The following is a 25,340-nucleotide window of genomic DNA, read 5'->3' as shown; positions in this document are numbered from 1 at the left end:
CTGATAGACAGATAAGACCTGATTACCATGGCTCTACTGCAGATCGCCGAACCCGGCCAAAGTCCTCAACCGCACCAGCGTCGCCTGGCGGTTGGCATCGACTTGGGTACTACCAATTCACTGGTCGCCGCACTGCGCAGCGGTCTCTCCGAGCCGCTGCCCGATGCTGATGGCCAGGTCATCCTGCCATCCGCCGTGCGCTATCACGCCGACCGCATCGAAGTGGGCGAGTCCGCTCGGCTGGCGGCGTCTGCCGACCCGCTGAACACCATACTGTCGGTCAAGCGCTTGATGGGTCGTGGGCTGTCCGACGTCAAGCAATTGGGTGACCAGCTGCCGTACCGCTTTGTCGGCGGCGAATCCCATATGCCGTTCATCGACACCGTGCAGGGGCCGAAAAGCCCGGTGGAAGTGTCGGCCGATATCCTCAAGGTGCTGCGCCAGCGTGCAGAAACTACCTTGGGTGGCGAATTGGTCGGCGCGGTCATCACGGTCCCGGCTTATTTTGATGACGCCCAGCGCCAAGCCACCAAGGATGCGGCGAAACTCGCCGGTCTGAACGTGCTGCGCCTGCTCAACGAGCCGACGGCGGCAGCTGTGGCCTATGGCCTGGATCAGCACGCTGAAGGCCTGGTTGCTATCTATGACCTGGGCGGCGGCACCTTTGATATTTCGATTCTGCGCCTGACTGGCGGTGTGTTTGAAGTGCTGGCCACCGGTGGCGACAGTGCCCTGGGTGGGGATGACTTCGACCACGCCATTGCCGGTTGGATGATCACCAGTGCCGGTTTGTCCGCCGACCTGGATCCGGGCGAGCAGCGTAACCTGCTGCAAACCGCCTGCGCCGCCAAGGAAGCGCTGACTGACGCCGCATCTGTTGAAGTTTCCTACGGCTCCTGGTCGGCCCAACTGACCCGTGAAGCCTTTGATGCGCTGATCGAGCCAATGGTCGCCCGTAGTCTGAAGGCTTGCCGTCGCGCCGTACGTGATTCCGGCATCGAGCTGGAAGAAGTTGGCGCGGTGGTCATGGTCGGCGGTTCGACCCGTGTGCCACGGGTTCGCGAAGCGGTAGCCGACGCCTTCGGCCGCCAGCCGCTGACCGAAATCGACCCGGATCAGGTGGTGGCCATCGGTGCCGCGATCCAGGCCGATACCCTGGCCGGCAACAAGCGCGATGGCGGCGAGTTGTTGCTGCTTGATGTGATTCCGTTGTCCCTGGGCCTGGAAACCATGGGCGGCCTGATGGAGAAGGTGATTCCGCGCAACACCACCATTCCCGTCGCCCGCGCCCAAGACTTCACCACTTATAAAGATGGCCAGACGGCCATGATGATTCATGTGCTGCAAGGCGAGCGCGAGCTGATCAGCGACTGCCGCTCCCTGGCGCGTTTTGAATTGCGCGGTATCCCGGCCATGGTCGCGGGTGCGGCGAAGATCCGCGTGACGTTCCAGGTTGACGCCGACGGCCTGCTCAGCGTGGCAGCACGCGAGCTGGGTTCGGGCGTTGAGGCGAGCATCCAGGTCAAGCCGTCCTACGGCCTGACTGACGGCGAAATCGCCAAGATGCTCAAGGATTCGTTCCAGTACGCCGGTGATGACAAGGTCGCCCGGGTGTTGCGTGAGCAGCAAGTCGATGCCCAGCGCCTGCTTGAAGCGGTGCAGGGCGCCCTTGAGGCCGACGGCGAGCGCCTGCTGGATGCTGAAGAGCGTCTGGTCATCGACCTGCAGATGCAGGAACTGGCCCAATTGATGAAAGGCACCGATGGCTATGCCATCGAACAACAGACCAAGCGCCTTTCACAAGTAACCGATGCCTTTGCCGCCCGTCGTATGAACCAGACGGTGAAAGCCGCCCTGGCGGGACGCAACCTGAATGAAATCGAGGAATAACTGATGCCACAGGTCATTTTTCTGCCACACGCCGAGCATTGCCCGGACGGTATGGTCGTGGAGGCTGAGACCGGCAAGTCCATTCTCGAAGTTGCCCATGACAACCATATCGAGATCGAGAGTGCGTGTGGTGGTGTTAACGCCTGCACCACCTGTCACTGCATTATCCGCGAAGGTTTCAACAGTCTCGAAGAGGCTGATGAGCTGGAAGAGGACTATCTTGATAGGGCGTGGGGCCTGGAACCGACTTCGCGCCTGAGCTGTCAGGCCAAGGTGGGGACAGAAGACCTCACCGTCGAAATTCCGAAGTATTCGCTCAACCATGCCGCCGAAGCGCCGCACTGATTCAAGGAAGTGTCATGAGTCTTAAATGGGTTGATGTGCAAGAAATCGCTATTCTGCTGGCCGACGGCCATCCGGATACGGATCCCTATTCGGTGAACTTTGTAGCTTTGCGTGACATGGTCATGGCTTTGCCAGGGTTCGAAGACGAGCGGGATCGTGGTGGTGAAAAGGTTCTCGAAGCGATCCAGACTGCCTGGAAAGAAGAACAGGACTGAAGCCTCCCTTACGCAGTTAGGCAATACCCAAGAACCCGCGTATAATTCGCGGGTTTAATTTTTCGCAAATTACCGTTTCTGGAGTTACACCATGGCTGTTCAACGTACTTTCTCCATCATCAAGCCTGACGCTGTTGCAAAAAACGTCATCGGCGAGATCACCACTCGTTTCGAAAAAGCCGGCCTGAAGGTTGTAGCTTCGAAACTCAAGCAACTGTCCAAGGCTGAAGCTGAAGGCTTCTACGCTGAGCACAGCGCTCGTGGTTTCTTCGGTGACCTGGTTGCCTTCATGATCTCCGGTCCTGTTGTTGTTCAGGTTCTGGAAGGCGAAAACGCTATCGCTCTGAACCGTGAGCTGATGGGCGCTACCAACCCTAAAGAAGCAGCTGCCGGCACTATCCGTGCTGACTTCGCTGATTCCATCGACGCCAACGCTGTACACGGTTCGGACTCCGAAGCCGCTGCTGCTCGCGAAATTTCGTACTTCTTCGCAGCTACTGAAGTAACCACTCGCTAAGCATTGGCTTAAGAGTGAAGGTGAATCCATGACTACATCGACTGTAAAAACCAACCTGCTGGGTCTGACTCAACAGGAAATGGAAAAATTCTTCGACTCAATCGGGGAGAAGCGTTTCCGTGCCGGTCAGGTAATGAAGTGGATTCACCACTTTGGCGTCGACGATTTCGACGCCATGACGAACGTCAGCAAGGCCCTGCGCGACAAGCTCAAGGCGATTGCTGAGGTCCGTGGTCCTGAAGTGGTCAGCGAGGACATCTCCAGCGACGGCACCCGTAAGTGGGTGGTGCGCGTGGCGTCCGGCAGCTGCGTCGAGACCGTCTACATTCCCCAGGGCAAACGTGGCACCTTGTGCGTTTCGTCCCAGGCAGGCTGTGCCCTGGATTGCAGTTTCTGCTCCACCGGCAAGCAAGGCTTCAATAGCAACCTCACCGCCGCCGAAGTCATTGGCCAGGTGTGGATTGCCAACAAATCCTTTGGCAGCGTCCCGGCGACCGTCGACCGTGCCATCACCAACGTGGTGATGATGGGCATGGGTGAGCCGCTGCTGAACTTCGACAACGTGGTTGCGGCCATGCACCTGATGATGGACGACCTGGGCTACGGCATCTCCAAGCGCCGTGTGACCCTGTCGACCTCCGGCGTGGTGCCGATGATTGATGAGCTGTCCAAGCACATCGACGTCTCCCTGGCGTTGTCGCTGCACGCACCCAATGACGCATTGCGTAACCAATTGGTGCCGATCAACAAGAAGTATCCGCTTAAGATGCTCCTCGAATCTTGCCAGCGTTATATGTCGTCCCTGGGCGAAAAGCGCGTCCTGACCATCGAGTACACCTTGCTCAAAGATATCAATGACAAGGTTGAACACGCGGTCGAGATGATCGAGTTGCTCAAGAACACCCCGTGCAAGATCAACCTGATTCCGTTCAACCCGTTTCCCCATTCTGGCTACGAGCGGCCGAGCAACAACGCCATCCGTCGTTTCCAGGATCAACTGCACCAGGCTGGCTTCAATGTCACTGTGCGCACCACCCGTGGTGAGGACATCGACGCCGCTTGTGGCCAATTGGTAGGACAGGTGCTGGATCGCACCCGTCGTAGCGAGCGTTACATCGCAGTGCGCGAATTGAGCGCCGACAGCGATCTGGCGCAGAACGCCGCGACACGAACCTGAGAGAGGATCTCTATGCCCTTGCGCCTTGCGCTGCTGTTGCTTGTTGCCAGCCTGTCGGTTGGCTGTGTTTCATCGGGCTCTGATAGTCCGTTGCAAACCGGCAAGGGCCGTGACGAAGCGCGTGCTGCCTATGTGCAGTTGGGGCTGGGATACCTGCGCCAGGGCCTGAGCGAGCAGGCCAAGGTGCCGCTGCAAATGGCCCTGGCCCTCGACAACCATGATGCCGACGCGAATGCGGCGTTGGCCCTGGTGTTCCAGGCCCAGGCCGAGCCCGAGCTGGCCGACCAGTATTACCGCAAGGCCCTGGCTGTTCGCCCCCATGATCCACGCCTGCTCAACAACTACGGTAGCTTCCTGTTTCAGCAGGAGCGTTATAAGCAAGCGTCCGGTTATTTCCAGCAAGCAGCCACTGATACCCTATATCCTGAACGTTCGCGGGTTTTCGAGAACCTGGGAGTGACCTCCGTGCGTCTCGGCCAGCGTGAAGATGCCCGCCAGCAACTGGAAAAAGCCCTGCACCTGAATCAGCGCCAGCCACGGGCCTTGCTCGAAATGGCCCAGTTGTCGTTTGAAGACAGGCATTATGTGCCGGCACGTGACTATTACGAGCGTTTTAGCCTGCTCAGTGGGCAAAATGCACGTAGTCTATTGCTTGGTGTGCGCCTCGCCACGGTTCATGAAGAACGCGACAAGGCCGCACGTTTTGGTCAGCAATTAGAACGACTCTATCCCGGTACCCCGGAATATCAGCAATACCTGTCGGAGCAATGATGAAAGCCGCGCACCCGGAAGTTGTAGCCGCTAATCGCGTAAACCCAGGCGAGACCTTGCGTCAGGCCCGCGAAAGCAATGGTTGGTCGCTGGAAGAAGTGGCCCTCAAGCTCAATTTGACCACCACTTCCCTGGGTAACCTGGAAAACGGCGCGTTCGACAAACTGCCAGGGCATACCTTCGCCCGTGGTTACATCCGCGCCTATGCCAAGCTGCTGGGCACCGACCAGGCCATCCTGGTCCAGCAATTCGACCAGTTCACCGGTACGGATTCCCAGGGCAGTAACGTACACGGTCTCGGTCGTATTGAAGAGCCGGTGCGGGTTTCCCATACTATTTTGCGAATTGTCAGCCTGTTATTGCTGATTGCGGTGATCGGTGGTGGTTTTATCTGGTGGCAGGACCAGACCTCGCTGCGCAGCAAGGATCTGATCAGCAACGCCCTGGAACACGTCGAAGTCGAAAGCGCTGACGGTACCACCCAGATTCACCCCTTGGACGAGCCGGAAGACCAGGCTGTCGTCCAGGGCCAGGCGGCCCCTGAAACCAATCTTGAGCTGCAAGCGGGCCAGCAGCCTGCCGAAGCCAGCGGTGAGCCAGCTCCGGCCGCCGTTGCACCGGCTCCAACGGCTCCCGTGACCCAGGCCCCGGCTGCCACGGTCCAGACGCCTGTTGTCCCGGCCCAGGCTCCGGCCGCGCCAGTCGCACCAACAGTCGCTGCACCTGCCGCCCAGGCGCCTGCCGGCGTGGCGGGGGATGGCCGTCTCCACATTACCTACGTCGCTGACTGCTGGACACAAGTCACCGATGGCAATGGCAAAGTCCTGTTCAGTGCTTTGAAGCGTAAGGGAGATACGCTTGAGCAGGTCGGCAAGCCTCCTTTGACGCTGCGTCTGGGCTTTGCCCGTGGCGCGCAAGTGGCCTATAACGGCCAGCCTGTAGACGTGGCGCCGTTCACCAGTGGCGAGACCGCTCGCCTGAAGTTGGGACAATAGTCATGCACGGCGAATCTCCAATCAAACGTCGCGTATCGCGCAAGATCTGGGTCGGCTCCGTACCGGTGGGTGGTGATGCCCCCATCGCCGTGCAGAGCATGACCAACAGCGACACCAATGACGTAGCGGCCACCGTGGCCCAGATCAACCGCCTGGAAGCCGCTGGCGTCGATATCGTGCGGGTTTCCGTGCCGGATATGGACGCTGCCGAAGCCTTCGGCCGCATCAAGCAATTGGTCAAGGTACCGTTGGTCGCCGATATCCACTTCGACTACAAGATCGCGTTGCGCGTGGCCGAACTGGGCGTCGACTGCCTGCGGATCAACCCGGGCAACATCGGTCGCGAAGACCGCGTGCGTGCCGTGGTCGACGCCGCCCGTGACCGCGGGATCCCGATCCGCATCGGTGTCAACGCTGGCTCCCTGGAAAAAGACCTGCAGAAGAAATACGGCGAGCCTACCCCGGCAGCCCTGGTCGAGTCGGCACTGCGCCATGTCGAGCACCTTGAACGCCTGAACTTCCAGGATTTCAAGGTCAGCGTAAAGGCTTCCGACGTGTTCATGGCGGTAGAAGCCTACCGCCTCCTGGCCAAGGAAATCGTGCAGCCATTGCACCTGGGCATCACCGAAGCCGGTGGTTTGCGTTCAGGCACAGTGAAATCTGCGGTGGGTCTCGGTATGCTGCTGGCCGACGGGATTGGCGATACCATTCGTATCTCCCTGGCGGCGGACCCGGTAGAGGAAGTGAAAGTCGGCTACGACATTCTCAAATCCCTGCATTTACGCTCCCGTGGCATCAATTTTATTGCCTGCCCGAGTTGCTCGCGGCAGAACTTCGACGTGGTGAAAACCATGAACGAGTTGGAAGTACGCCTGGAAGACCTGCTGGTACCGCTGGATGTTGCGGTGATCGGCTGTGTGGTCAACGGGCCGGGTGAGGCCAAGGAGGCGCACGTAGGCCTGACCGGCGGTACCCCGAACCTGATTTACATCGACGGCAAGCCGTCGCAGAAATTGACGAATGATAATCTGGTGGATCAGTTGGAACGGCTGATCCGCGAGAAAGCGGCCGAGAAGGTCGCCTCTGACGCAGCGCTGATCGCTCGCGGCTGATCGAACGAATTTAAGGATTTGATGTGAGCAAGTCTCTGCAAGCCATTCGTGGCATGAACGACATCCTGCCCGAACAGACGCCCCTGTGGCGCTATTTCGAGAGCACGGTCGCGCGCCTGCTGGATAACTACGGTTACAAGCAGATCCGCATGCCAATCGTCGAGTTCACCGAGCTGTTCAAGCGCTCCATCGGTGAAGTGACTGACATCGTCGAAAAAGAGATGTACACCTTCGAAGATCGCAACGGCGACTCCCTGACCTTGCGTCCGGAAGGTACCGCCGCGTGCGTGCGCGCTGTGCTCGAGCATGGCATCACCGGTGGTGGCCAGACCCAGAAACTGTGGTACATCGGCCCGATGTTCCGCCACGAGCGCCCACAAAAAGGCCGTTATCGCCAGTTTCACCAGATCGGTTGCGAAGTCTTCAACCTCGATGGCCCGGATATCGACGCCGAGCTGATCGTGCTGACCTGGCGCCTGTGGGGCCAACTGGGCATCCGCGACGCGGTCAAGCTCGAGCTCAACAGCCTGGGCACCAGCGAGTCCCGTGGCCGTTACCGTGAAGCCCTGGTCGAGTACCTGTCCGCTCACCTGGACAAGCTCGATGAAGACAGCCAGCGTCGCCTGAAGACCAACCCATTGCGCGTCCTTGATACCAAGAACGCCGAGACCCAGGCTGTGCTGGTCGACGCGCCGAAAATGGCCGACTACCTGGACGACGAGTCCCGCACGCACTTCGAGGGCCTCAAGGCACGCCTGGATGCGGCCGGGATTCCCTACGTGATCAACCCCAAGTTGGTGCGCGGCCTCGATTACTACAGCAAGACCGTGTTTGAGTGGGTCACTGACAAGCTCGGCGCCCAGGGCACCGTGTGTGCCGGTGGTCGTTACGACGGCCTGGTCGAGCAGATGGGTGGCAAGCCGACCACGGGCGTGGGTTTTGCCATGGGCATCGAGCGGCTGATCCTGCTGCTGGAAACCCTGGAGCAGATCCCTGAAGAAATTTCCCGTCAGGTGGACGTGTACCTGTGCGCCTTTGGCGAGGCAGCCGAACTGGCTGGCCTGGCTTTGAGCGAACAGTTGCGCGACCAACTGCCGAACCTGCGCCTGCAGGTCAATGCCGGCGCTGGCAGCTTCAAGAGCCAATTCAAGAAAGCCGACAAGAGCGGCGCGTTGTACGCGCTGATCCTGGGCGACGATGAACTGGCCCAGCAAGTGGTAAGTGTCAAACCCCTGCGTGGCCAGGGCGAACAACAAAGCATTGCCTTTGATGCGCTTGCCGCGCACTTGGCCACCTGCATCGTGCAGGGTTGAAGCTGTCAAACAGCCGAATTTAGCGATTAAGGAGTATTGGGGTGTCGAGTACTGAAGATGATCAGCTGGCCGAGTTCAAAGACTGGTGGCAGCGTAACGGCAAACCCCTGGTAACTGGCGGCCTGCTGGCGCTGGTGGTGGTGTTCGGTTGGCAGGCGTTCCAGAAGTATCAGGGCAATCAGTCGCAAGGCGCCTCGATGCTCTATCAGCAATTGCTGGAAACCACGCTGACGCCTACCGGCAAGCCTGATCCTGCCCAAGTGGCGGACCTGGCCGGCAAGCTGAAAAACGAATTTGGCGGTAGCACCTACGCCCAATACGGTAGCCTGTTCGTCGCGAAAGTCGCGGTCGATACCGGCAAGCTGGATGATGCAGCCTCCGAGCTCAAAGCCATCGCCGACAAGCCGAGCAACCCGACCCTGGGTGAAATCGCACGTCAGCGCCTGGCCCAGGTCCTGGCCGCACAGAACAAGGCCGACGAAGCACTGAAACTGCTCGACGGCGATGCTGACAAGGCATTTGTAGCCACTCGCGAAGAGCTCAAGGGCGACCTGCTGGTCCAATTGGGTCGTACCGACGAAGCCAATGCTGCGTACCAAAAAGCCAAGGCTGCGCTGTCTGATGAAGCAGCGGTCGGTGGCTTACAAATCAAGCTGGACGACTTGGCCAAAGGGGATGCGTGACGTGATCCGTTGGAAACATGCAGCATTGCTGGCTCTGGCCGTTTTGGCCGCGGGTTGCAGCAGCAACAGCAAAAAAGAACTGCCTCCGGCCGAGCTGACCAGCTTCAAGGAAGAAGTGGTCCTGCAAAAGCAGTGGAGCCGCTCTATCGGTGACGGCCAGGGCGACACCTACAACATGTTGGTACCGGCAATCGACGGTGACAACATCGTGGCCGCTGACGTGACCGGCGTGGTGATCTCCATGGATCGCATGAACGGCGACGTCAAGTGGAAGAAAGACCTCGAGTTGCCTGTTTCCGGCGCCGTCGGCGTGGGTTACGGCATGGTGATGATCGGCACGCTGAAAGGCGAAGTCGTGGCCCTGGATTCGAGCACCGGTGAAGAGAAATGGCGCGCTCGCGTGACCAGTGAAGTCCTCGCACCGCCTGCCACCAACGGCGATATCGTCGTGGTGCAGACCCAGGATGACCGTGTCATCGGTCTTGACGCCAACACCGGCGAGCAGCGCTGGCTGTACGACAGCACCCCTGCGGTGTTGACGTTGCGCGGTACCAGTGGTCCGGTTGTGACCAATAACCTGGCGCTGGCAGGTCTTTCGACCGGTAAAGTGGTCGCCCTGGATACCCAGAACGGCGTGCCGGCCTGGGAATCGCGGGTCGCCATTCCGCAAGGTCGTTCCGAGCTGGACCGTGTGGTGGACATCGACGGCGGCTTGCTGCTGTCGGGTGAAACCCTGTACGTCGCCACTTACCAGGGCCGTGTCGCGGCGCTGGACCTGCAAAGCGGCCGCGTCCTCTGGCAGCGTGATGCCTCCAGCTACGCCGGTGTCGCCCAAGGTTTTGGTAGCGTCTACGTGAGCCTGGCATCGGGCACCGTTGAAAGCGTCGATGAGCGTTCCACCACAGCCCTGTGGAGCAATGACTCGCTGGCTCGCCGTCAACTGTCGGCTCCGGAAGTGTTCTCCAGCTATGTAGCGGTAGGCGACCTGGAAGGTTACCTGCACCTGCTGAGCCAGGTAGATGGTCGCTTTGTCGGCCGTGAACGTATCGACAGCGACGGCCTGCGTGCGCGTCCGCTGGTAGTAGGCAACATGCTTTATGTGTTTGGTAACAGCGGCAAGCTGGAAGCCCTGACCATCAAGTAAGAACTATGCTTGGGGTAACCCCCAGGCGGCCCTGCTTCGGCAGGGCATGCGACACCTTCGGGTGTTGCCCCGAGCACCAGCCGCTGCCTTGCAGCGGCTTTTGTATTTTCTGAAATAACGCAGTGGAGAGCCGCATGGTTCCCGTAATCGCCCTGGTGGGCCGACCTAACGTCGGCAAGTCCACCTTGTTCAACCGCCTGACCAGGACTCGCGACGCCATCGTCGGCGACTTGTCCGGTCTGACCCGTGATCGCCAATACGGTGAGGCAAAGTGGCAAGGGCGCTCCTATATTATTGTCGACACCGGTGGTATCTCCGGTGACGAGCATGGCATGGACGAAAAGATGGCCGAGCAGTCGCTGCTGGCCATTGAAGAAGCTGATGTCGTGTTGTTCCTGGTGGACGCCCGTGCGGGCTACACCGCCGCCGACCAGATGATCGGTGAGCACTTGCGCAAACGTAACAAGCGCTCCTATTTGATCGCCAACAAGATCGACAACATCGATCCTGAAGCGGCCCGTGCCGAATTCAGCCCGATGGGTCTGGGTGACGCGATTCCTGTCGCCGGTGCCCACGGTCGCGGTATCACCCAGATGCTGGAAATCGCCCTGCGCGACTTCCCCAAGGATGACGCCGAAGAAGTTGAAGGCGAAGAAGAGATCGTCGCTGAAGGTGAGGAAGCCAAGCGCATTCCTGGCCCGAGTGAAAAAGACGGGATCAAGATCGCTATCATCGGCCGCCCCAACGTGGGCAAGTCGACCCTGGTCAACCGCATGCTCGGTGAAGACCGGGTAATCGTCTACGACCAGCCCGGCACCACCCGCGACAGCATCTACATCCCGTTCGAGCGTAACGACGAGAAGTACACGCTGATCGACACCGCCGGTGTGCGCAAGCGCGGCAAGATCCACGAGGAAGTTGAAAAGTTCTCGGTGGTCAAAACCCTGCAGGCGATCAAAGACGCCAACGTGGTGATCTTCGTGATGGACGCCCGCGAAGGCGTGGTCGACCACGACCTCAACCTGCTGGGCTTTGCCCTGGAGGCTGGTCGGGCGTTGGTGATCGCGATCAACAAATGGGACGGCATGACCCCAAGCGAGCGTGACTTCGTCAAGGTCGAGCTGCAACGCCGGTTGTTCTTCGTCGACTTCGCCGATATCCACTTTATCTCGGCGCTGCACGGTACTGGCGTGGGCAACCTCTACGCTTCGGTACAGAACTCGTTCAAGTCGGCGGTCACCCGCTGGCCGACCAACCGCCTGACCCAGATCCTTGAAGACGCGGTGGGCGAACATGCGCCACCGATGGTCAACAACCGCCGGATCAAGCTGCGTTACGCCCACTTGGGTGGTGCCAACCCGCCGATTATCGTGATCCACGGTAACCAGATCGAGAAGGTGCCCAAGTCCTACGTGCGTTACCTGGAAAACACTTACCGCCGTGTCTTGAAGCTGGTCGGCACACCGATCCGCATCGAGTTCAAAGGTGGCGAGAACCCGTACGAAGGTAACAAGAACAGCCTGACTGACCGCCAAGTGAACAAGAAACGTCGCTTGATGAGCCACAACAAAAAGGCTGACAAAAAGCGTAAAGACCGCCGCTGACAGTGGAGCGGGCTTGTGTGGGAGTGGGTTTGCCCGCGATAGCGATAGATCAGACACCAACCTGCTGACTGACCCAGCGCCATCCCAGGCAAGCCAGTTCCTACAGACGTTAGGCGTTACCCAAAAAGGGCTCTGAATGAGCCCTTTTTTGTGCCTCACGATTGACCCCTCGGCGCATGCAGCTTACAACTTGTAACTCACCGCCAGGGGCCCACCGCATGATCACCAGCAAGTTGCCGAACGTCGGCACCACCATTTTCACCACCATGTCGCAACTCGCTGCCGAAACCGGCGCGTTGAACCTGTCCCAGGGTTTTCCTGATTTCAATGGTCCCCAGGCCTTGCTCGACGCGGTGGGCAAACACGTTGCCAGTGGTCATAACCAATACGCGCCGATGACCGGCCTGCCGGCCCTGCGTCAGCAAGTGGCAGCCAAGATCGGTCGCAGCTACGGCGTGTCGGTCAATCCCGACAGCGAAGTGACCATCACCCCCGGCGCCACCCAGGCGATTTTTTGTGCGATCCAGGCAGTGATCCGCAGCGGTGACGAAGTGATCGTCTTTGACCCGTGCTACGACAGCTACGAGCCTTCGGTGGAGCTGGCTGGAGGGCGTTGTGTGCATGTGCAACTGGGGCTGGCTGATTTCAGCCTGGATTTCGAACAGATCAAGGCCGCGCTGACCCCGCGTACACGCATGATCGTCCTCAACACCCCGCACAATCCCAGTGGTGCCCTGATCACTCGCGCCGAGCTCGACCAATTGGCCGAGCTGATCCGCGATCGCGATATCTATCTGGTCAGCGATGAGGTCTACGAGCATCTGGTATTCGATGGCGTGCCCCACGTCAGCGTCCTGGCCCACGAAGAGCTGTATCAGCGCGCGTTCGTGGTCAGCTCCTTTGGCAAGACCTACCACGTCACCGGCTGGAAGACCGGCTACGTGGTGGCGCCAGCGGCCTTGAGTGCGGAGCTGCGCAAGGTGCATCAATACGTCAGTTTCTGCGGTGTAACGCCATTGCAGTACGCCCTGGCCGACTTTATGGCCGAACACCCGGAGCATGTCGAGGAACTGCCCGCTTTCTACCAGGCCAAACGTGACCTGTTCTGCGATCTGCTGGCCCCCTCGCGTTTCAGTTTTACGCGGGTAGCCGGTACTTACTTTCAACTGGTGGATTACTCACAGATTCGCCCGGACCTGGATGACGTGGCCATGTCGCTGTGGATGACCCGCGAGCATGGCGTGGCGACAATTCCGGTCTCGGTGTTCTATCGGACCCCACCCCAAGGCCAGCGCCTGGTGCGCCTGTGCTTTGCCAAACGCGAGGAGACGCTGCGTCAAGCAGCCGAGAAACTATGCGTGATCTGAGTGCTTTACCTGACCTGAACATTGCACTGGTGCAGACCACCCTGGCCTGGCATGACCGCCAGGCCAACCTGGAGCATTTCGAGCTGCTGCTGGAGCAGGCCAGGGGCGCCGACCTGATCGTGCTGCCGGAAATGTTCACCACCGGCTTTTCCATGGAGTCCCAATTGCTGGCCGAAGCCGAAAACGGCCCGACCCATGAATGGCTCAAGACCCAGGCCCGGAAGTACAACGCGGTGATTACCGGCAGCGTGATCATCCAGGCCGCTGACGGCAGCCACCGCAACCGCCTGTTGTGGGCGCGGCCCGATGGCGAGGTGTTGCACTACGACAAGCGCCACCTGTTTCGCATGGCCGGTGAACACAATCACTACACCCCCGGCGAGCGCCAGGTGCAGTTCGAGCTCAAGGGTTGGCGGGTTCGCCCGCTGATCTGCTATGACCTGCGCTTCCCGGTGTGGAGCCGTGATGCCCAGGACACTGACCTGCTGCTGTATACCGCCAACTGGCCGGGGGCACGGCGTCAGCACTGGAACCGCCTGTTGCCGGCTCGGGCCATCGAAAACCTGTGTTATGTGGCGGCGGTGAACCGAGTGGGCACGGATGGCAAGGGCTTTGCCTACACAGGTGACAGCCAGGTCCTGGACTTTCAGGGCGAAAGCCTGCTGAGCGCAGGGGAGGCGGACGGGGTGTTCCAGGTGTGCCTGGAGGCGGCGCAATTGGCGGACTATCGCACGCGGTTTCCGGCAAATCTGGATGCCGATAGTTTTCAGTTTGTCTGACAGGGGCCTGTTGTCAGTGGGATAGCTATCGCGGGCAAGCCCGCTCCCACAGGGGAATGCATTCCAAATGTGGGAGCGGGCTTGCCCGCGATGAGGATAGGTATCTACAGATTTTTTTAGTGATTCTTAGGTTTGTGTACATATCCGTTGCTGCGGTCATGGCGGCTATTGGTTCCGCCCTTACGGCGGGTCACTTTTGGAAAAGAGCCCCAAAAGTAACCAAAAGGGCTCTTGCCCCACCACTCGGCACCTCGCCCAGGCTCGGTGTGCCCGTCATCCGACATTGATTTGGGGGGCCGCCGCGATGGGCCATCCATGGCCCAGCGCGGCTAACCCGGCGTCCTGCCGGGTTACCCCCCAAATCAATATCGGATGACGGCCAGCGTGGTTTAACGGGGCGCCTAAGATCAAAAGCAAAGCGAGGCGGCCTGACAGCCGACCTGATCGTCGAGATGTACGCATATACCTGTGGGAGCTGGCTTGCCTGCGAAGGCGGTGTATCAGTCGATAAATGTATTGGCTGATACACCGCCTTCGCAGGCAAGCCAGCTCCCACAAGGGGGAATGCAGCTTCGCGCCCCGGCTTTGCTGTTGCTGTTGTTCTGCTTTTGATCTGACTTTTGATCTGGCTTTTGATCTTAGGCGCCCCGTTAAACCACGATGGTCGCAGGCAGGTATTGCGCAGTGGGCACCCCGGCACCGAGTGGTGGGGCAAGAGCGCTTTGCTTACTTTGGGGCTTCTCCAAAGTGAGCCGCCGTCAGGGCGGAACCCTAAGTGGCCATGACCGCAGCAACGGATATGTACACAAACCCAATAAGCACTAGATAAAAGAGTTGTGTAGATATCTATGCCGCGATGAGGCCATCAGCACCACCACAACCCCAAACTAAAAAGGCCCCTGGATTCGCATCCAGGGGCCTTTGGCTTTTCAGCGGTCAGTTACGCTGCTTTCGCTTCCAGCTGGCTCAACGAGCGGTTCAGGGCGCTGAACACCGCTTTGAAGCTGGCGGTGGTGATGTTTTCATCAATCCCCACGCCATGCACCGGACGTTCGCCGTTCACGCGCAGCTCGATGTAAGCCGCGGCCTTGGCGTTGGTCCCCGCGCCGATCGCATGCTCGTTGTAGTCCATGATCTCGACCCCAATCGGCAGGCCGGCCACCAGTGCTTCCAGTGCGCCATTGCCCTTGCCGTGCCAGCGCAGGTTGGTTTCGCCCTGGCCCTTGCCGGAGACTTCGACTTCTACCGAGCTGTTGCCGTTTTCTTCCTGCAGGCGATGGCTGACCAACGCGTACGGGGTGTTGGCTTGCAGGTATTCACGCTGCAACAACGCGTGGATCTGCGCGGCGGTCATTTCCAGGCCCACACGGTCGGTTTCGGCCTGTACCACCTGGCTGAACTCGATCTGCATGCGGCGTGGCAAGCTGATGCCGTATTCCTGCTCCAGCAGGTAGGCGATGCCGCCCTTGCCCGACTGGCTGTTGACGCGGATCACCGCCTCGTAGCTGCGGCCAATATCGGCCGGGTCGATTGGCAGGTACGGCACTTCCCACAAGGTATCCGGTTTCTGCTGGGCGAAGCCCTTGCGGATCGCATCCTGGTGGGAGCCGGAGAATGCGGTGTGGACCAGGTCGCCGACATATGGGTGACGTGGGTGCACCGGGATCTGGTTGCATTCCTCGACCACTTTGCGCACGCCGTCGATGTCGGAGAAGTCCAGCTCAGGGTCCACACCCTGGGTGTAGAGGTTCAACGCCACAGTGACCAGGTCAACGTTACCGGTGCGCTCGCCGTTGCCGAACAGGCAGCCTTCGACACGGTCGGCGCCAGCCATCAGGCCCAACTCGGTAGCCGCGACACCGGTGCCACGGTCGTTGTGGGTGTGCAGGCTGATGATCACGCTGTCACGACGGTTGATATGGCGACCGAACCACTCGATCTGGTCGGCATAGATATTCGGCGTGGCGCATTCCACGGTGGCCGGCAGGTTGAGGATCATCTTGTGCTCAGGCGTCGGGTTCCACACCTCGATCACCGCGTCACACACTTCCTTGGCGAATTCCAGTTCAGTAGCGCTGAAGGTCTCCGGGGAGTATTCGAAGGTCCACTGGGTTTCCGGCTGCTGGGCGGCGTACTTGACGAACAGCTTGGCCGCGTCGACCGCGATGGCCTTGATCCCGTCCTTGTCCTGGTTGAACACAATACGGCGGAAGGACGGCGAGGTGGCGTTGTACAAGTGCACGATGGCTTTCTTGGCGCCGCGCAGGGATTCGAAGGTGCGGGCGATCAAGTCTTCACGGCCCTGGGTCAGCACCTGGATGGTGGTGTCCTCGGGGATGTGGTTGTCTTCGATCAGGGTGCGCACGAAGTCAAAGTCGGTCTGCGAAGCGGCCGGGAACGAGGCTTCGATTTCCTTTACGCCCACCGCGACCAGGGTTTTCCAGAAGCGCAGTTTTTTCACCGCATCCATCGGTTCGATCAGCGACTGGTTGCCGTCGCGCAAGTCGGAGCTGCACCAGATCGGCGCGGTGGTGATGGTCTTCGACGGCCAGGTGCGATCCGGGATATCAATGGTCGGGAATGCGCGGTATTTCGAAGACGGGTCTTTGAGCATGCTCATCAGAAGAATCCTTGTTGTAGGGCCGAGAAGAGGCGGCCTGCCAGAAAGCGTTTATTAGGGATGCAAACCGGGGACGAGGCAGATCGATTCAGCCTGGCAGTCGTGCGCTGACGAGGCACAGGCTGCGGTGCTGGCGGAGCTGAATGAGGGTGTGAGAGGTTTTCATAAGCTCAACCCTAACCGTCGGGGTGAAAGATGGCAAGCAGTCGAAAAAAATTGAGAGAAGTTCTGCTATTTCTGTAAGAAACGAGATTTTATGGTTGGTAAACGCTCAAGGCTTTGTTTTGTTTGCGTGAGGGTTTCAGGATGCGCAATCAGTGGAATTGAGCTGGCGTCATCGCGGGCACGTTGAATCGTTGCACCGCGATAACGCCCGTATGCCGAGCGATCACATCAAGGCTGGAACGCCCCAATAAAGATCGCCGGATCGACCCGCGCATCATTCAAGCTGATATTCCAGTGCATATGCGGCCCGGTCGCCCGGCCCGTCGCTCCGACCTTGCCCACCACCGTTCCACGCACCAATTGCTGGCCCACCTTCACGTCAATCTTCGACATATGGCAGAACATGCTGATAAAGCCCTGGCCATGGTCGACAAACACCGTATTGCCGTTGAAGAAATAATTGCCCACCAGAATCACCTTGCCATTGGCCGGGGTCTTGATCGGCGTGCCGGCAGGCACCGCGAAGTCCAGGCCCGAGTGCGGGTTGCGTTCTTCACCGTTGAAGAAGCGACGCACGCCGAACTTGCTCGACAGCGGGCCGTTCACCGGTTTGTCCAACACCAGGTTGCTTGGCAGGTTCGGGCTGAAGCTGCGGTAAGCCTTGAGTTGTACGGCCAGTTCGCCTTCGATGCGCTTGAGCTGCGCCGGAGCGGGGTTGACCTGGCTTTTGTTCTTCAGGGTGATGCGCTGTTCCGGGTACTTCTTGAAACCGACGATAAACGGCAGGGTGCGCCCACCGCTGCTGATGCGCTCGTTACCGGGCTTTACCGTCAATGGGATGCCGACAATCGCCAGCCAGTTGTCCTGTTCCTTGACCACCAGCACCGGTTTGCCCTGGTAGGTGGCTTTCGGTGCGGCGGCGGCGGGGCCCAGGTCGACCACGGCCACACCGCCGGGTACCGGCTTGTTCAGGGTGCGGGTGATGTAGCTGTCGGCGTGGGCATTGAAGGCGAGGCACAGCAGCATCAGCAGGCTAAATAGACGAGGCATCAATCAATCCAGTAATGAAAGGGTGACGGGTGTCAGGTGGTTATCTTCCACCCGCACTTGCAATTGGCCTTCACCGAGGCGCGCGGTCAGGCGTTGGCCGGTGTGGGTTTGTGCGGCATTGCGAATCGCCTGGCCGCGCTCGTCCAGCAGGATGCTGTAGCCACGGCCCAGGGTCGCCAGCGGGCTGACCACCTGCAACGTCTGCACCTGGCTTTGCAGTTGCAGACGACGGGCCTTGAGGCCCTCGCGCATGGCCCGGGGCAGGCGCTCGGCGAGGCTGTCCAGGCGCTGGCGCAGCAGGGCCAGTTGCCGCCCCGGATGCTGGCCGGCGAGGCGCGTTTCCAGGCGGATCAGGCGTTCGCGGCGGGTGTTGAGGCTGCGCTCGAACGCGCGGCGCAGGCGCATATCCAGGTCATCCAGGCGCTGGGCCTGCTGGCGCAGGCGCTCACCGGGGTGACGCAGGCGGCGGGCCATGCCTTCCAGGCGCAGGCGGTCGTGGGTCAGGCGATTGCGCATCAGCATCACCAGGCGCCGGTGCAGGCTTTCGACCTGGCGCACCAGATTGCTCGCATCCGGCGCCAGCAACTCAGCCGCCGCCGACGGCGTAGGCGCACGCACATCGGCCACGAAGTCACTGATGGACACATCGGTCTCATGGCCGACCGCACTGACGATGGGCGTGATACAGGCATCAATGGCCCGCGCCACGGCTTCTTCGTTGAAGCACCAGAGGTCTTCCAGGGAGCCGCCGCCACGGGCCAGGATCAGCGCGTCGAAGCCACGGGCATCCGCCAGCTTGAGGGCGCGGACAATCTGCGCCACGGCTTCGCGGCCTTGCACGGCAGTGGGGATCAGGGTCAGTTGCACGTTCGGCGCACGGCGGCCGAACACACTGATGATGTCGCGAATCACCGCGCCCGTGGGCGAACTGATAATCCCGATGCGGCGTGGATGGGCCGGTAGCGCCACCTTGCGCTCGGCACTGAACAAGCCTTCGGCGCTGAGCTTTTCCTTCAAGGCGTCGAAGGCCAGGCGCAACGCGCCATCACCGGCCGGTTCCACGGTGTCGAGGATCAACTGATAGTCGCCACGGCCCTCGAACAGCGAGACCTTGCCCCGCACCTTGACCGCCAGGCCATCCTTCAGTGCCTGACGCACCCGTGCGGCATTGTTGCGAAACAGTGCACAACGCACCTGTGCGCCGCTGTCCTTGAGTGTGAAGTACACATGGCCGGAGGCGGGGCGGGCGAGGTTGGAGATCTCGCCTTCGACCCAGATATTGGTGAACACGTCTTCCAGCAACACCCGCGCGCGGCCGTTGAGCTGGCTGACAGTCAGGACTTCGCGGTCCAGGCCCAGGCGGGCAAACGGGTCTTTAATCATGGGAAGAGATCTTTAGTCATGGGCGGCAGTTTATAGGCATTCGCCCAAGGTTTGACAGAACTGCGCCACCAACGCGCTCGGCGCCTGCGCGCAGGCCAGGGCCACGGTGCTGTGGCAATCGGGGTCGGCCAGGGGCAGGAAGTGAATATTGGCTGGGGCAATATCGCGCATCGACTCGGGCAGCAGGGCAATGCCAAACCCCGCCTGGATCAGCTGCAACTGGGTGGTCTTGCGCGACATCACCCGTGCGGCCTTGGGGAAAAATCCGGCACGCATGCACAATTCGGCCGACAGATAACTCAGACCCCCGCGTTGCGGGTGGGGGATCGAGATAAACGCTTCGTCCTTCAACTGTGCCAGTTCAATGGCCGATGTGTGCCGGGCCAAAGGGTGCGCTGGCGGCACGGCCAGCAACAGTGGCTCCTTATATAAAGGCACGATGCGCACCCCTTCGCGCTGACGCAGTACCGGCAGGCGCAGCAGGCCGACCTCCAGGCGACCATCGGCAATGTCTTCCAACTGCGCTTCGGAGGACAGTTTGACGATATCCATCGACACCCCTGGGCACTGTTCCAGCCAGGTGCTGATCCCGCGCAGTACCCGCCCACTCATCGGCACTGTGCTGGAGTGGCTCAGGCGCAGGGTGCCGAGCTGGCCGTGGCCGACCTGGGTCGCCAGTTCACTGGCCTTGTGCAACTCGCCCAGCAGGTTGCGCGCCCGTGGATAAAACGCCTCGCCGGCGGCGGTCAGTCTGGGTTGGCGGGCGGTGCGCTCGAACAGCGGGGTTTGCAGGATAATTTCCAGCTCCTTGATCTGCCGGCTAAGGGCCGATTGCGCGACAAACAGGCGCTCGGCGGCGGCGCTGAAGCTGCCGCTCTCGGCGATTTCGACGAAGTAACGCAGTTGCCGGGTGGAAATCACGAGTCATGCCTTTTCGAGATAGGTGGGGGGCTTGGAAGATATTAGTCGCAACCCATCCGCTTGGCTAAAGTGAGGGCCATCGCTGACAAGGAATATTGCATGAGCCTGGTTGAATTGATGGGGCAGTGGTCGTTCGGGGCGCTGGACTGGTTGGTAATCGGCCTGGGGATTGCCCTGGCCTACATCGTGTTTGGCATCGCCGGCTTCGGCACGGCGCTGGTGGCCGGGCCGATCCTGATTATGTTTATGCCGCTGTCGAAGATCATCCCGCTGCTGGTGCTGCTGGATTTCGTCGCGGCCTTTGGCAACCTGCTGCAATCGCGGCGGGATGTGGTCAAGCCGGAGCTGTTGCGATTACTGCCGTGCATGGCGATTGGCTGCACCCTCGGCGTGATCTTCTTGCTCAACCTGCACTCGGACCTGCTGCTGCTGTTGATGGGCCTGTTTATCAGCACCTATGCCATCTACAGCCTGGCGGTAAGGGCCAAGCCCACGGCCCTGGCTGCCGGCTGGTCGGTCCCCATGGGCGTGGTGGGCGGATTGTTTGGTGCGTTGTTTGGCAGTGGCGGCTTTTTATATGCGATCTATCTGAACAGCCGCCTGCCCAAGGACGGCGCGCGGGCGACCCAAAGCGCGCTGATCAGCGCGAGCACCGTGGTGCGCCTGAGTCTGTTTTTGATCGCCGGGGTGTATGCCGAGTTGCCGTTGCTGATGTTGGCGGTGTGCCTGTTGCCGGCGATGGCCCTGGGGCTGTGGGCGGGGCGGCGATTGACCCTGCGCATGTCCCGTGAGGCGTTTGTGCGCTTGGTGACATGGTTGGTGCTGGCCAGTGGCATTGCCTTGATTGGGCGGTATTTGAGTACTTGACCTGTGGGTTTCAGGGATTAAGCTGCCGGGCTCTAGGGCCTCATCGCGGGCGAGCCCGCTCCCACATTGAAATGCAATCGAATGTGGGAGCGGCTTGCCCGCGATGGCGTCAGACGCCACACCGCAGGACTCCCATGAATTCCCAAAGCATCCTTGTCCCGAAAATCTCCACCTTGCCCGTCCACGAACCCCGCGCCCGGGCCATCGTGCGCTGGCTGGTGCGCAAGAACATCATCAAGGAAGAACTGACCACCTGCGGGCGCACCGGCAACCGCATGGGCTACGCCCTGGCCGACGGTGCCCGCGCCGTGGTGCTGCACCCCGAGGCGCTGCCGTTCAACGAGCCGGTCAATGGCCTGGAAATCATCTACAAACGCTGCATCTACACTCCGGCCAAGGGCTTTCTCGAAGAAGCCGGCTGCCCGGAATGCCTTAAAGAAGTCGGCGAGGCGCTGTTCGACAGCCTGGAAGACTGGATGCCCGGCCACACCGACAACTTCACCTGCCCGTTGTGTGGGCATGAAGATGACATCAACGGGTTTCTGTTCCTGCAGGAATGCGGCTTCTCCAACCTGGGCTTCATCTTCAACAACTGGGCGGAAGCGGGTTTCAAGCAGAGCTTTATCGACGAGTTTGCCGACTGGCTCGATCAGAAAATCAGCTGGGTCAAAGTCGAACTCTAGGAGCGCCCCGATCATTCCCACGCTCCGCCTGGGAACGATCAGGGCCTGGAAATTCCCCATCTATCAGTATTACCAAGTTTGTCAGAGTTTTACGTTGAGGCCCGAGGGGTGTCTGAGTATAATGACGCGCTTCCATTTTCCCGCTCGGGAGCCCCCGCGATGCTGCGTATCAGCCAAGAAGCTCTGACATTCGACGACATTCTCTTAGTGCCCGGTTATTCCGAGGTGCTTCCTAACGAAGTCAGTCTCAAGACCCGCCTAACCCGTGGCATCGAGCTGAATATTCCCCTGGTTTCCGCTGCCATGGACACCGTCACCGAAGCCCGTTTGGCAATCGCCATGGCTCAGGAAGGCGGCATCGGCATCATCCACAAGAACATGACCATCGAGCAGCAAGCTGCCGAAGTGCGCAAGGTCAAGCGTTACGAAGCCGGTGTGGTGAAAGATCCAATCACCATCGAAGCCGACGCCACCGTACGCGACCTGTTCGACCTGACCCGCCTGCACAACATCTCCGGTGTTCCCGTGCTGCATGATGGCGACCTGGTCGGCATCGTCACTTCCCGTGACGTGCGCTTCGAAAACCGTCTTGAAGTCACCGTCCGTGAAGTGATGACGCCTAAAGAGCGCCTCGTCACGGTCAAGGAAGGCGCCGACAAGAACGATGTGCGTGAACTGCTGCACAAGCACCGCATCGAGCGCGTGCTGATCGTCGACGACAAATTCGCCCTCAAAGGCATGATGACCGTCAACGACATCGAAAAAGCCAAGGCTTACCCGCTGGCCAGCAAGGATGACCAAGGTCGTCTGCGCGTTGGCGCCGCCGTGGGTACCGGTAAAGACACCGGCGACCGCGTTGCGGCCCTGGTCGCTGCCGGGGTTGACGTGGTGGTGGTCGACACCGCCCACGGTCACTCCAAAGGCGTGATCGACCGCGTGCGCTGGGTCAAGCAGAACTTCCCTGACGTACAGGTGATCGGCGGCAACATCGCCACTGGCGCAGCGGCCAAGGCCCTGGCCGAAGCGGGCGCTGACGCGGTCAAGGTCGGTATCGGCCCTGGCTCGATCTGCACCACGCGGATCGTCGCCGGTGTGGGCGTGCCGCAAATCAGCGCCATCGCCAATGTTGCCGCTGCCCTTGAAGGCACTGGCGTACCGTTGATCGCCGACGGCGGCATCCGTTTCTCCGGTGACCTGTCCAAGGCCATCGTAGCCGGTGCCTCCTGCGTGATGATGGGCTCGATGTTCGCCGGTACCGAAGAAGCACCAGGCGAGATCGAACTGTTCCAGGGCCGTTCCTACAAGGCTTACCGTGGCATGGGTTCGCTGGGCGCCATGTCCCAGGCGCAAGGTTCCTCCGATCGTTACTTCCAGGACTCCTCGGCAGGCGCCGAGAAGCTCGTACCGGAAGGCATCGAAGGCCGTGTGCCGTACAAGGGCACCCTGAGCGCCATCATCCATCAGCTGATGGGCGGCCTGCGTTCCTCGATGGGCTACACCGGCAGCGCCGACATCGAAGAAATGCGCACCAAGCCAGAGTTCGTACGGATCACCGGCGCCGGCATGGCTGAATCCCATGTCCACGACGTGCAGATCACCAAGGAAGCGCCAAACTACCGCGTAGGTTGAGGCTTCCAGCAAAACGTTAAGTAACCGGGGCTGTTCTTTCAGCCCCGAGTTGTTTCTGATTCATTAGACGAGACTGACTTCATGGCCCTCGACATTCACGCCCACCGCATCCTGATCCTCGACTTCGGTTCCCAGTACACCCAGCTGATCGCCCGCCGCGTGCGTGAAATCGGCGTGTACTGCGAACTGCACCCGTTCGACATGGATGACGAAGCGATCCGCGAATTCGCCCCTAAAGGTGTCATCCTGGCCGGTGGCCCCGAGTCCGTGCACGAAGCCAACAGCCCGCGTTGCCCGCAAGCGGTGTTTGACCTGGGCGTGCCGGTCTTCGGTATCTGCTACGGCATGCAGACCATGGCCGAGCAACTGGGCGGCAAGGTTGAAGGTTCCGAACTGCGTGAATTCGGTTACGCCCGTGTCGACGTGGTCGGCAAGAGCCGCCTGCTGGACGGCATCGAAGACCACATCGACGCCGACGGCCTGTTCGGCCTCGACGTCTGGATGAGCCACGGTGACAAGGTCACCAAGATGCCGGAAGACTTCCACATCCTGGCCAGCACGCCGAGCTGCCCGATTGCCGGCATGTTCAACGACGAGCGCGGCTACTACGGCGTGCAGTTCCACCCGGAAGTGACCCACACCAAGCAGGGCGGCCGCATCCTGTCGCGCTTCATCCTCGACATCTGCCAGTGCGAAGCCCTGTGGACCCCGTCGAAGATCGCTGAAGACGCCATCGCCAACGTGCGTGCCCAGGTCGGTACTGACAACGTCCTGCTCGGCCTGTCCGGCGGCGTAGATTCCTCCGTGGTTGCTGCGCTGCTGCACAAGGCCATCGGTGACCAACTGACTTGCGTGTTCGTCGACAACGGCCTGCTGCGCCTGCACGAAGGCGAGCAAGTGATGGCCATGTTCGCCGAGAACATGGGCGTCAAGGTGATCCGTGCCAACGCCGAAGATCAGTTCCTCAACAACCTGGCCGGCGAGTCCGACCCAGAGAAGAAGCGCAAGATCATCGGCCGCACTTTCATCGACGTCTTCGATGCCCAGTCCAACAAACTGGACAACATTAAGTACCTCGCCCAGGGCACCATCTACCCCGACGTGATCGAGTCGGCCGGCGCCAAGAGCGGCAAGGCCCACGTGATCAAGTCCCACCACAACGTGGGTGGCCTGCCTGAGGAAATGAACCTCAAGCTGGTAGAACCGCTGCGCGAACTGTTCAAGGACGAAGTTCGTCGTCTGGGCCTGGAACTGGGCCTGCCGTACGACATGGTCTACCGCCACCCATTCCCAGGCCCGGGCCTGGGCGTGCGCATCCTCGGTGAAGTGAAAAAGGAATACGCCGACCTGCTGCGTCGTGCCGACCACATCTTCATCGAAGAACTGCGCAAGGCCGACTGGTACCACAAAGTCAGCCAGGCCTTCGTCGTGTTCCAGCCGGTGAAATCGGTTGGGGTGGTCGGCGATGGCCGTCGCTACGCCTGGGTCGTGGCCCTGCGTGCCGTAGAAACCATCGACTTCATGACCGCCCGCTGGGCACACCTGCCGTACGAACTGCTGGAGACTGTCAGCGGCCGTATCATCAATGAAATCGAAGGTATCTCGCGCGTGACGTATGACGTGTCGAGCAAGCCGCCGGCGACGATTGAGTGGGAATGATTGGATGTCCGGCATTGTCCGGCACCCTCTAGCAAAAAGTACCCTGAAGCCCGCTTAATTGCGGGCTTTTGGTAATGAGTTACCGGCGGCCTTCGCACACCGGTGATTCGCCGATGCGGCCTTCCTTGCACAGGTCGATGTTATCTGTGCGCTTGAAGCCGGCGTCTTTCATGCAATAAAACTGCATGAGCACCTGGTCAATCGGCGTCCTGTCCCCTGTCCCTGTCAGGTTGATATAGCCGCAGGCGGTCATAGCACTCTTGACGCCTTCTTCAGACACTCCGTTCTTCTTCCAATTGGTAAATTCCGGCGGCGGAGGTTGAAAGCCCCTGCCTGTGCAGCCAATCAATAACACAGCGCAAAAACTCAGCAACAGGCTCTTCGTGAGCATGGCGTTCTTCCTCATGGTTTGGCTCGGATATCGTATGCGTCGTATCAGCGAGCTTGTCGA

At 60.3% G+C, this 25,340-nt stretch carries 23 protein-coding genes; 18 read left to right on the top strand and 5 right to left on the bottom strand.

Features of this window, described 5'->3' with window-relative positions:
* Positions 1-27: 27 nt before the first annotated feature.
* The 14 genes from hscA to HBR94_RS21350 all read left to right on the top strand — a co-directional run bounded on the left by hscA (position 28) and on the right by HBR94_RS21350 (position 13,912).
* Positions 28-1,890, top strand: coding sequence for a Fe-S protein assembly chaperone HscA (gene hscA / locus HBR94_RS21415; RefSeq protein ID WP_057960568.1), 1,863 nt, complete (start codon positions 28-30; stop codon positions 1,888-1,890).
* A gap of 3 nt (positions 1,891-1,893) precedes the next feature.
* Positions 1,894-2,235 (top strand): ISC system 2Fe-2S type ferredoxin, encoded by a 342-nt coding sequence (fdx, locus tag HBR94_RS21410; RefSeq protein ID WP_016977666.1) that lies wholly within the window; start codon positions 1,894-1,896, stop codon positions 2,233-2,235.
* A gap of 14 nt (positions 2,236-2,249) precedes the next feature.
* Positions 2,250-2,450 (top strand): Fe-S cluster assembly protein IscX, encoded by a 201-nt coding sequence (gene iscX / locus HBR94_RS21405; RefSeq protein ID WP_057437937.1) that lies wholly within the window; start codon positions 2,250-2,252, stop codon positions 2,448-2,450.
* A 91-nt stretch (positions 2,451-2,541) separates the two neighbouring features.
* The gene (gene ndk / locus HBR94_RS21400) at positions 2,542-2,967 is read left to right on the top strand and encodes a nucleoside-diphosphate kinase (protein WP_017846179.1); all 426 of its coding nucleotides are present in this window, start codon (positions 2,542-2,544) and stop codon (positions 2,965-2,967) included.
* Positions 2,968-2,995: 28 nt separating this feature from the next.
* On the top strand, positions 2,996-4,144 hold the full coding sequence (gene rlmN, locus HBR94_RS21395; protein WP_057437941.1) for a 23S rRNA (adenine(2503)-C(2))-methyltransferase RlmN: 1,149 nt from the start codon (positions 2,996-2,998) through the stop codon (positions 4,142-4,144).
* Between the two features lie 12 nt (positions 4,145-4,156).
* The gene (gene pilW / locus HBR94_RS21390) at positions 4,157-4,915 is read left to right on the top strand and encodes a type IV pilus biogenesis/stability protein PilW (RefSeq protein ID WP_057437943.1); all 759 of its coding nucleotides are present in this window, start codon (positions 4,157-4,159) and stop codon (positions 4,913-4,915) included.
* Positions 4,915-5,910: a RodZ family helix-turn-helix domain-containing protein gene (locus tag HBR94_RS21385; RefSeq protein ID WP_057437945.1), complete on the top strand. Its 996-nt coding sequence runs from the start codon at positions 4,915-4,917 to the stop codon at positions 5,908-5,910. Before pilW ends, HBR94_RS21385 begins: the two co-directional genes overlap by 1 nt.
* 2 nt (positions 5,911-5,912) lie before the next feature.
* The gene (gene ispG / locus HBR94_RS21380) at positions 5,913-7,022 is read left to right on the top strand and encodes a flavodoxin-dependent (E)-4-hydroxy-3-methylbut-2-enyl-diphosphate synthase (RefSeq protein ID WP_057437947.1); all 1,110 of its coding nucleotides are present in this window, start codon (positions 5,913-5,915) and stop codon (positions 7,020-7,022) included.
* 23 nt (positions 7,023-7,045) lie between these two features.
* Positions 7,046-8,335, top strand: coding sequence for a histidine--tRNA ligase (hisS, locus tag HBR94_RS21375; RefSeq protein WP_057437949.1), 1,290 nt, complete (start codon positions 7,046-7,048; stop codon positions 8,333-8,335).
* Between the two features lie 41 nt (positions 8,336-8,376).
* Positions 8,377-9,018 carry a tetratricopeptide repeat protein gene (locus HBR94_RS21370; RefSeq protein WP_057437951.1) on the top strand — a complete coding sequence of 214 codons (642 nt, stop codon included), beginning with the start codon at positions 8,377-8,379 and terminating at the stop codon, positions 9,016-9,018.
* Positions 9,011-10,162 carry an outer membrane protein assembly factor BamB gene (gene bamB, locus HBR94_RS21365; RefSeq protein ID WP_057437953.1) on the top strand — a complete coding sequence of 384 codons (1,152 nt, stop codon included), beginning with the start codon at positions 9,011-9,013 and terminating at the stop codon, positions 10,160-10,162. Before HBR94_RS21370 ends, bamB begins: the two co-directional genes overlap by 8 nt.
* Before the next feature lie 134 nt (positions 10,163-10,296).
* Positions 10,297-11,766, top strand: coding sequence for a ribosome biogenesis GTPase Der (gene der, locus HBR94_RS21360; protein ID WP_057437955.1), 1,470 nt, complete (start codon positions 10,297-10,299; stop codon positions 11,764-11,766).
* A 218-nt stretch (positions 11,767-11,984) separates the two neighbouring features.
* Positions 11,985-13,133 carry a pyridoxal phosphate-dependent aminotransferase gene (locus HBR94_RS21355; RefSeq protein ID WP_170045495.1) on the top strand — a complete coding sequence of 383 codons (1,149 nt, stop codon included), beginning with the start codon at positions 11,985-11,987 and terminating at the stop codon, positions 13,131-13,133.
* A complete protein-coding gene (locus HBR94_RS21350) occupies positions 13,121-13,912 on the top strand; it encodes an amidohydrolase (RefSeq protein WP_057438035.1) in 792 nt (263 codons plus the stop codon). Before HBR94_RS21355 ends, HBR94_RS21350 begins: the two co-directional genes overlap by 13 nt.
* A 940-nt stretch (positions 13,913-14,852) precedes the next feature.
* Here HBR94_RS21350 and leuA read toward each other — a convergent pair.
* From leuA to HBR94_RS21330, 4 genes are all read right to left on the bottom strand, one after another.
* A complete protein-coding gene (leuA, locus tag HBR94_RS21345) occupies positions 14,853-16,532 on the bottom strand; it encodes a 2-isopropylmalate synthase (protein ID WP_057960565.1) in 1,680 nt (559 codons plus the stop codon).
* Positions 16,533-16,925: 393 nt separating this feature from the next.
* Positions 16,926-17,747, bottom strand: a complete 822-nt coding sequence (locus HBR94_RS21340; protein WP_128593883.1) for a M23 family metallopeptidase — start codon at positions 17,745-17,747, stop codon at positions 16,926-16,928.
* A 3-nt stretch (positions 17,748-17,750) separates the two neighbouring features.
* A complete protein-coding gene (gene xseA / locus HBR94_RS21335) occupies positions 17,751-19,130 on the bottom strand; it encodes an exodeoxyribonuclease VII large subunit (RefSeq protein ID WP_057960563.1) in 1,380 nt (459 codons plus the stop codon).
* Positions 19,131-19,160: 30 nt separating this feature from the next.
* Complete coding sequence (locus HBR94_RS21330) at positions 19,161-20,051, bottom strand: LysR family transcriptional regulator (RefSeq protein ID WP_057960562.1); 891 nt, start codon at positions 20,049-20,051, stop codon at positions 19,161-19,163.
* Between the two features lie 99 nt (positions 20,052-20,150).
* Here HBR94_RS21330 and HBR94_RS21325 point away from each other — a divergent pair, with 99 nt between their 5' ends.
* The 4 genes from HBR94_RS21325 to guaA all read left to right on the top strand — a co-directional run bounded on the left by HBR94_RS21325 (position 20,151) and on the right by guaA (position 24,889).
* On the top strand, positions 20,151-20,918 hold the full coding sequence (locus HBR94_RS21325; RefSeq protein WP_057437962.1) for a sulfite exporter TauE/SafE family protein: 768 nt from the start codon (positions 20,151-20,153) through the stop codon (positions 20,916-20,918).
* A 134-nt stretch (positions 20,919-21,052) separates the two neighbouring features.
* Positions 21,053-21,601 (top strand): hypothetical protein, encoded by a 549-nt coding sequence (locus tag HBR94_RS21320; RefSeq protein WP_057437964.1) that lies wholly within the window; start codon positions 21,053-21,055, stop codon positions 21,599-21,601.
* Between the two features lie 159 nt (positions 21,602-21,760).
* Positions 21,761-23,230 carry an IMP dehydrogenase gene (guaB, locus tag HBR94_RS21315; RefSeq protein WP_003209646.1) on the top strand — a complete coding sequence of 490 codons (1,470 nt, stop codon included), beginning with the start codon at positions 21,761-21,763 and terminating at the stop codon, positions 23,228-23,230.
* A gap of 81 nt (positions 23,231-23,311) precedes the next feature.
* Positions 23,312-24,889 (top strand): glutamine-hydrolyzing GMP synthase, encoded by a 1,578-nt coding sequence (guaA, locus tag HBR94_RS21310; RefSeq protein WP_017134673.1) that lies wholly within the window; start codon positions 23,312-23,314, stop codon positions 24,887-24,889.
* Positions 24,890-24,968: 79 nt separating this feature from the next.
* On the opposite strand, the gene HBR94_RS21305 is transcribed toward guaA, so the two are convergent.
* Positions 24,969-25,280, bottom strand: a complete 312-nt coding sequence (locus tag HBR94_RS21305) for a hypothetical protein (RefSeq protein ID WP_170045494.1) — start codon at positions 25,278-25,280, stop codon at positions 24,969-24,971.
* Positions 25,281-25,340: the final 60 nt, after the last annotated feature.

This window comes from Pseudomonas sp. WS 5412 (genome assembly GCF_012985615.1).
Classification (GTDB): domain Bacteria; phylum Pseudomonadota; class Gammaproteobacteria; order Pseudomonadales; family Pseudomonadaceae; genus Aquipseudomonas; species Aquipseudomonas shahriarae.
The sequence above is the reverse complement of the archived record's forward strand: the minus strand, read 5'-3'. Positions and strand labels throughout refer to the sequence as shown.